Below are 7,440 nucleotides of genomic sequence, written 5' to 3'. Positions count from 1 at the left end.
CCTCTCCCGTGCGGGAGAGGTCTGCTTTCGCAGAAAGCCGGGTGAGGGACCCGGAAGCCTTACGGAGAGGACGCTGCGGTTCCGCGGCAGCCTCCAGCCCTCTCCGTAGAGTTCTCATCCCTCACCCCAACCCTCTCCCGCACGGGAGAGGGAGCGCGTGGCGGTTCTCGCCCGATCCGAGAGCTGACGCGCGCGGAGATCTCAGGTCGCGCGCGCGGAGAAATCGATGCGCGGGTCGATCCAGACGTAGATCAGGTCCGACAGCAGGTTCACCGCGAGCCCGAGCAGCGAGAAGATGTAGAGGGTCGCGAACACCACCGGGTAGTCGCGCCCCGTGATCGACCGGAAGGAGAGTTCGCCCAGGCCGTCCAGGCTGAAGATCGTCTCGATGAGGAGCGAGCCGGTGAAGAAGGCCGAGATGAAGGCGCCGGGAAAGCCCGCGATCACGATCAGCATCGCGTTGCGGAAGACGTGGCCGTAGAGGACGCGGCGCTCGGACAGACCCTTCATCCGGGCGGTGAGCACGTACTGCTTGCGGATCTCGTCGAGGAAGGAGTTCTTGGTCAGAAGCGTCGCGGTCGCGAAGGCGCCGATGACGAGCGCGGTCAGCGGCAGAGCCATGTGCCAGGCGTAGTCCGTGACCTTGTGCCAGGGCGAGAAGGTCTCCCAGCCCTCGCTGACGAGGCCGCGCAGCGGAAACAGCTGAAAGAACGAGCCGCCCGCGAACAGGATGATCAGCATCAGCCCGAACATGAAGCCCGGCACCGCGTAGCCGATGATGACCACGAAGGAGGTCCAGCGGTCGAACCGGGTGCCGTCGCGCACCGCCTTGGCGATGCCGAGCGGGATCGAGATCGCGTAGGACAGGAGCGTCATCCAGAGGCCCAGCGACACCGAGACCGGCAGTCGCTCGCGGATCAGCTCGATCACGCTGACATCGCGGAAATAGCTGCGCCCGAAGTCGAACCGGGCATAGTCCCAGATCATCTTCAGGAAGCGCTCGTAGGCCGGTTTGTCGAAGCCGTACTGCTTCTCGAGCTTGGCGATGAAGTCGGGGCTCAGGCCCTGCGCGCCGCGGTACTTCGAGGTGTTCTCCGTACCGCCTGAGCGAGCCGCCCCGCCGAAATCGCCGGCGCCTCCGGTAACGCGCGACATGGTGGCGTCGCCCTGGCCCTGGAGTTGGGCGATCACCCGCTCGACGGGACCGCCGGGGGCGAACTGCACGATCACGAAGGTGATGAGCAGGATGCCGAGCACGGTCGGCACCATCAGGGCGACGCGGCGCAGGATGTAGCCGAGCATCGGGGTCCCCTAAGGATTGCTGCCGCCGCGGGCCTCGGCCCACCAGGTCGCGGGGACGCCGAGATCGTAGTCCGGACCCGCCTCGGGCCGGCCGAACCCCTCCCAGACCGCGACGCGGTGGACGCCCGAATACCACATCGGCACCCAGTAGCGCCCCGCCCGGAGCACCCGGTCGAGGGCGCGGGCGGCGTGGCGCAGCGCCTCGCGCGAGGTTGCGCCCGCGACCGCCTCCAGCAGGGCGTCGACCGCCGGATCATTGACGCCCGCGAGGTTGTTCGAACCCTTCACGCCCGCCGCGCGCCCGCCGTACATCTGGCGCAGCTCCGGCCCCGGCGTCGGCCCGGAGGAGAAGCGGCGCGAGGTCACGTCGAAGTCGAAGTCGTTGACCCGGGCCTGGTACTGCGAGGGATCGACGTTGCGGATCGCGGCGCGGATCCCGACGAGGCCGAGATTGCGGATGAAGGCCTGGGTGTGGGGCTCCAGGCTCGGGTCGAAATCAAGGAACTCGATCGCGAAGGGTTGTCCGTCCGGCAGGAGCAGGCTGCCGCCGGAGCGCGTGCAGCCGGCCTCGCGCAGGAGCGCGTCGGCGCGGCGCAGCAGCACCCGGTCCTGGCCCGAGCCGTCCGCCACGGGCGGGCTCCAGGGCTCGCCGAAGACCTCCGCGGGCAGCCGGTCGCGCAGGGGCTCGAGCAGCGCCATCTCCTCGGAGGAGGGCGGTCCCTCCGTCTTCAGGTCGGAATTCTCGAAGAACGAGACGGTGCGCGTGTAGGCGCCGAACATCAGGTTCCTGTTCATCCAGGGAAAGTCGAGGCAGAGGTTGACCGCCTCGCGGATCTTCCGGTCCCTGAACTGGGGCCGGCGCGTGTTGAGCCACCACCCCTGCGTGCCCGAGGGGCGCCGGTCCGGCACGGTGAGGCGGCGCACCCGGCCCTCGGCAACGGCCGGGAAGTCGTAGGCGGTCGCCCAGAGCCGGGCCACGAACTCCTCGCGGAACGTGTAGGCCCGCGCCTTGAAGGCCTCCATGGCGACGTTGCGATCGCGGAAGTACTCGTACCGGATCTCGTCGAAGTTGTGCTGGCCGACGTTCACCGGCAGATCGGCCGCCCAGTAGTCGGCCACCCGCTCCAGGCCGATCGCCCGGCCGGCATCGACGCGCGCGACCCGGTAGGGCCCGGAGCCCAGGATCGGCTCCATCGTCGCGGCCTCGAAGTCGCGGGTCCCCCACCACGCCCGCGAGAAGATCGGCAGCTGCGCCACGGTGAGCGGCAGGTCGCGGGCGCGGCCGGGACTGAACCGCACCACCAGAACCCCGTCCTCCGCGGCCGTGGCCTCCGCCATGTCGCGGATTTCCTGCGCGATCGCCGGGTGGCCGTGGTCGCGGAGCGTGGTGAGCGAGAAGGCGGCGTCGTGCGCGGTGAGCGTGGTGCCGTCGTGGAAGCGCGCCTGCGGGCGAAGCCGGAAGGTGTAGGTCAGCCCGTCGGCGCTCGCCGCGACCGAGCGGGCGACGAGGCCGTAGAGCGCGTCCGGCTCGTCGAGCGCGCGCACCATCAGGCTGTCGAAGGTCAGGTTGATCCCCGCCGCCCCGTCGCCGCGCAGCACGTAGGGATTGAGCGTGTTGAAGGTGTTGAAGCTCTGGTTGCCGAAGGTCTGGGAGAGCAGCGCGGCGAAGCGCCCGCCCCGCGGCGCCTCCGGGTTCACGTAGGCGAACCGGGCGAAGTCGGCCGGGTACTTGAGCTCGCCGAAGCTCGACATCCCGTGCCTCTCGCCGTGCCGCTCCGCCGTCGCGCCGGGGGCGGCCGCGGGCACGGCCGGGACGCCCGGCGCGTCCCCGGCGCGGGCGCCCCGCGCCAGCAGCGCCAGCGCCCCGGCCCCCAGGACGAGGCGGCGGCTCGGCCGCATCAGCGCGGCGCCCCGGTCTTGGCGGCCAGGGCCTCGTCGTACCACCAGGTCTGCGGGAAGCCCGAGCCGCCGTAGGCCGGCAGCGTCGCGGGGCGGGCGAAGCGGTTCCAGCGCAGAGTCCGGCTGACCCCGGAGGCCCATTGCGGCACCACGTAGTTGTGGGCGAGCAGCACCCGGTCGAGGGCGCGCGTCGCCGCGACGAGACCGGGCCGGTCCTTCGCGAAGATCACCCGCTCGATGAGCGCGTCGATGCCCGGGTCCTTGATGCCCGCGACGTTGCTCGAGCCCTGCCGGTCGGCGGCGGCCGAGCCCCAATGGTCGCGCTGCTCGTTGCCGGGCGAGAGCGATTCGCCCCAGGAATGGATGATCGCGTCGAAGTCGAAGGCGCGCACCCGGTTCTGGTACTGGCCCTGGTCGATGATCCGGGGGGTCGCCGTGATGCCGATGGACTTGAGCGAGGCGGCGTAGGGGAGCACCACCCGCTCGAACACGCCTTGCGCGAACAGGATCTCGAAGGCCAGCGGCTCGCCCGTCCGCTTGTCGACCATGCGGCCCTCGCGCAATTCGTAGCCCGCCTCGCGCAGCAGGCGCACCGCCTCGCGCAGGTTCGTGCGCACCGCCTCCGGCGTGTCGCTGACGGGGTTCCGGTAGGGTTCGGTGAAGACGCGCGCCGGGACCTTGTCCTTCACGCCGTCCAGCACCAGCCGCTCCTCGCCCTCGGGCAGGCCGGAGGCGGCGAGTTCCGAGCCATAGAAGTAGGAATCGATGCGCCGGTAGAGCCCGTAGAACAGCGCCCGGTTCATCTCCTCGAAGTTCATCGCGAGGTTGAGGGCGCGGCGCACGCGCTCGTCCTTGAACCGGTCCTTGCGCAGGTTGAATACGAAGGCCTGCATGATGCCGGTGCCGCGGTCGGGAAACTCCTCCTTGACGAGGCGCCCCTCCTTCACGGCCGGGAAGTCGTCGTAGGCGGTGGCCCAGTTGCGGGCGATGTTCTCGCTCCGGAAGTCGTAGAGGTCGCCCTTCAGCGCCTCGACCAGCACGGAGGCATCGCGAAAATACTCGTACCGGATCGTGCCGAAATTGTTGCGGCCGGCATTCACGGGCAGGTCCCGGCCCCAGTAATCCTCGACGCGCTCGTAGGTCGCGGTGCGGCCGGCCTCGAAGCGGGCGAGGCGGTAGGGGCCCGAGCCCAGCGGCGGCTCCAGCGTCGTCTCGGCGACGTTGCGGGCGCGCCCCTGCGCGTCCTTGCCCGTCCACCAGTGCTTCGGCAGCACGCGCAGCTGCCCCACGATCTGAGGCAGTTCGCGGTTGCCCGTCTCCGAGAAGGTGAAGGTGATCTCGCGCGGCCCCGCCGCCTCGGCCTTGGCGACGTTCTGGTAGTAGGCGGCGTAGAGCGGGCTGTTCGCCTTGAAGGCCTCGAAGGACCAGATCACGTCGTCCGTCGTCACCGGCTTGCCGTCGTGCCAGCGGGCCCCCTCGCGCAGCCGGTAGGAGACCGAGCCGAGGTCGGGCGCGACCCGGATCGCCTCGGCGAGCAGCCCGTAGGAGGTGAAGGGCTCGTCGAGCGATTCCGTGGTCAGCGTGTCGTAGATCTGCGCGATGCCGCCCTCGACGTCGCCCTTCAGGCCCGACACCACGAGGTTGAAGCTGTCGAAGCCCCCTTGCGCGCCGAGGCGCACGAGGCCGCCTTTCGGCGCCTTCGGGTCGGCGTAGTCGAAATGCTTGAAGCCCGCCCCGTATTTCGGCGCGCCCATCAGGGTGACGGCGTGGACCCAAGTCCCGGTGTTCTTGCTGCCGGTGTTCTCGCCCGTGGCGGTCGCGGCCGAGGCCGCGGGCTCCTGGGACACGGCTGGGGCACCGAGCCCGGCCAGGAGGAGCGCGGCGGCGAGGAGGCGTGCAATCACGTCGGGGCTGTCTCCGGTTCGGGCGCGGAACGCGGCGCCCGCACAGGCGGCTACTTAGGACGCCGGGGCGTCCGGCGCCAACCCGCGCCCGGAACGGCCGGGCCCGCACTCGAGGCCCGTCCGGTGCGCCGCGCTTCAGTGCAGCGGCCCGGATTCCTGCGTCGCGCCACCGATTTCGAGGAGGATGAGATCGACCAGCAGGCGCAGCGTCGAGGATGGCATCGTCTCCGCGAGCGCGCGCAGTTCGGCGCAGAGGGCCACCACGCGGTCGGCGGAGGGCGGCGCGGCGGCGTTGGCGACGTAGCGCTGGCCCTCCTCGCGGCTCTCCGTGATGTCGATGAGCAACCCGTGCGCGCGCAGGGGCCGGCCCTCCGCGTCGAGATAGGCCCGCCCGCGGCTCAGGACCCAGCGCACACCGCCGTCCGGCCCGCGCACCCGGTACTCGGCCAGGATCACGCCGCCGGTCTCCACCGCGCGCTGCATCCCGGCCATCACCCAGTCGAGGTCGTCCGGGTGGATGCCGGCGGTGGCCGCGGGACCGCTGAGTTCCCGCCCGGCGAGGCCGGCATCGCCCGCGAGGAGTGCCGCGGCGCCCGCGTCGAAGAGGACCGTGCGGCGCGTCACATACCAGTCCCAAGTGCCGACGATGCCGGAGGCATCGAGCACCCGGCGCAGATCCGGGACATGCCCCGCCGCTCCCTCGCTCCCTGTCACACGCACGCGCCCCGCTCCTGTTCGCCACTGAGTATACGCCGGAGAGCCAGCCTTGTGTTCCCGCATACGCAGCCCATTGTCTGCGCAGACGACGCGACGCGGCAAGATGCTGTACCGGAAAACAGGCCCGCGTGCTCCCGCGACCACGGGGCGCCTGGACCCGGTCCGGCCCCGGGGCGGGGGGCGTCGCTCCCTCTCAGACAGTCCCTCCCGAACGGTCCTGTTGGACAGGTCCTAATGGTCAGGTCGTCCCGAGAGGGTCGGGCCTCTCCCCGGTCCTGGCTTTCGTCCCCGGCCGTGCGATGTTGGGACGCAGGCAGGACGAGTCCGAACGCATGACGAGCCGCATCACCGACATCCCCGGCATCCGCGTCGGCCACGCGAGCGACCTGCGCGCCGCGACCGGCGTGACCGCGATCCTGTTCGACGGCCCCGTCACCGCGGCGGTCGACGTGCGCGGCGGGGGACCGGGGACCCGTGAGACCGACCTGCTCGACCCGGAGCGCACGGTGGAGGGCATCGACGCCCTCGTGCTCTCCGGCGGCTCGGCCTACGGGCTCGACGCGGCGGCGGGCGCGGTCGCGTGGCTCGCCGAGCAGGGCAGGGGCTTTCGCGTCGGCGGCGGGAAGGATTGCGAGGCGGGTGGCATACGCGTGCCGATCGTGCCGGCCGCGATCCTGTTCGACCTCCTCAACGGCGGCGACAAGGCCTGGGGCCGCTTCCCGCCCTACCGCGAGCTCGGCTACGCGGCCGCGCGGGACGCGGGCACGGACTTCGCCCTCGGCTCGGTCGGGGCGGGCACGGGCGCGCGCACCGGCAACCTCAAGGGCGGGGTCGGCTCCGCCTCGGCCACGGTCGCCGGAACCGGGTTCCGGGTGGGCGGGCTCGCGGCGGTGAACGCCTTCGGCCGGGTCACGGTCGGCGACGGCCCGCATTTCTGGGCCGCCCCCTACGAGCGCGGGGCCGAGTTCGGCGGTCTCGGATGGCCGGCGCGGCTCTCCGCGGACGCGCTCGCCTTCCCGGCCCGCGCCCTCCCGGGCGGGGCCACGACCCTCGCCGTCGTGGCGACCGACGCGCGGCTGACCAAGGCCCAGGCGCGCCGCCTCGCCGTGACCGCGCAGGACGGGCTCGCCCGGGCGATCCAGCCGGTGCACACCCCCCTCGACGGTGACGTCGTCTTCGCGGTGGCGACGGGGGCGGTCCCGCTCGCCGATCCGGTGATCGACCTCGCGCGCCTGGGCGACGCGGCCGCGCAGGTGCTCGCCCGCGCCGTGGCGCTCGGCGTCCACGCCGCCGCGAGCCTGCCTGGGCACGCGCCCGCGGCCCCGCTCGCCCTGGAGGGCCTGCCCCCGGCGTGGCGCGACCGCTTCGGCGGATGAGCGTCCCGACGGATGTCGAGACAAAAGCGATACGTTGTCAGGACTGGTGTTCGGCGAAACGGATCTATTGTTTCGTAACAGCCCCGGCCGGGGGACGGTCACGACCGTGCGCGATTGCGGGCCGGCGGCCCGCCGCGGACGCGCTGGGCCGGTGCGGCGGGGTCGATCGGGCGTCGGGATCTGGACTTTCCTCCGATTGACAGGGCGCGGCGGCGCGCCCGAGTCCGGGATCGCCTGCGGCG

5 protein-coding genes are annotated in these 7,440 nt (G+C 71.9%); 1 reads left to right on the top strand and 4 read right to left on the bottom strand.

What is annotated here, in order from left to right:
• Positions 1-201 precede the first annotated feature (201 nt).
• The 4 genes from AX737_RS11110 to AX737_RS11095 all read right to left on the bottom strand — a co-directional run bounded on the left by AX737_RS11110 (position 202) and on the right by AX737_RS11095 (position 5,825).
• Positions 202-1,302 (bottom strand): microcin C ABC transporter permease YejB, encoded by a 1,101-nt coding sequence (locus AX737_RS11110; RefSeq protein WP_066921307.1) that lies wholly within the window; start codon positions 1,300-1,302, stop codon positions 202-204.
• A 9-nt stretch (positions 1,303-1,311) separates the two neighbouring features.
• Entirely contained in the window at positions 1,312-3,201 is a 1,890-nt protein-coding gene (locus AX737_RS11105) for an extracellular solute-binding protein (RefSeq protein ID WP_066921305.1), read from the bottom strand.
• Positions 3,201-5,105: an extracellular solute-binding protein gene (locus AX737_RS11100; protein ID WP_066921303.1), complete on the bottom strand. Its 1,905-nt coding sequence runs from the start codon at positions 5,103-5,105 to the stop codon at positions 3,201-3,203. Before AX737_RS11100 ends, AX737_RS11105 begins: the two co-directional genes overlap by 1 nt.
• 135 nt (positions 5,106-5,240) lie before the next feature.
• Positions 5,241-5,825, bottom strand: coding sequence for a PAS domain-containing protein (locus AX737_RS11095; protein ID WP_197430539.1), 585 nt, complete (start codon positions 5,823-5,825; stop codon positions 5,241-5,243).
• A 329-nt stretch (positions 5,826-6,154) separates the two neighbouring features.
• On the opposite strand from AX737_RS11095, the gene AX737_RS11090 reads away from it, so the two are divergent.
• Complete coding sequence (locus AX737_RS11090) at positions 6,155-7,198, top strand: P1 family peptidase (protein WP_066921299.1); 1,044 nt, start codon at positions 6,155-6,157, stop codon at positions 7,196-7,198.
• Positions 7,199-7,440 lie beyond the last annotated feature (242 nt).

The sequence above is a fragment of the Methylobacterium sp. CCH5-D2 genome (assembly GCF_001556475.1).
Classification (GTDB): Bacteria; Pseudomonadota; Alphaproteobacteria; order Rhizobiales; family Beijerinckiaceae; genus Methylobacterium; species Methylobacterium hispanicum.
This window is presented reverse-complemented; position numbering and strand designations above follow the sequence as displayed.

Excerpts from the sequence above, each read along its gene's own strand:
- AX737_RS11110 (WP_066921307.1), bottom strand. The coding sequence starts at position 1,302 with ATGCTCGGCTACATCCTGCGCCGCGTCGCCCTGATGGTGCCGACCGTG.
- AX737_RS11105 (WP_066921305.1), bottom strand. The coding sequence starts at position 3,201 with ATGCGGCCGAGCCGCCGCCTCGTCCTGGGGGCCGGGGCGCTGGCGCTG.
- AX737_RS11090 (WP_066921299.1), top strand. The coding sequence starts at position 6,155 with ATGACGAGCCGCATCACCGACATCCCCGGCATCCGCGTCGGCCACGCG.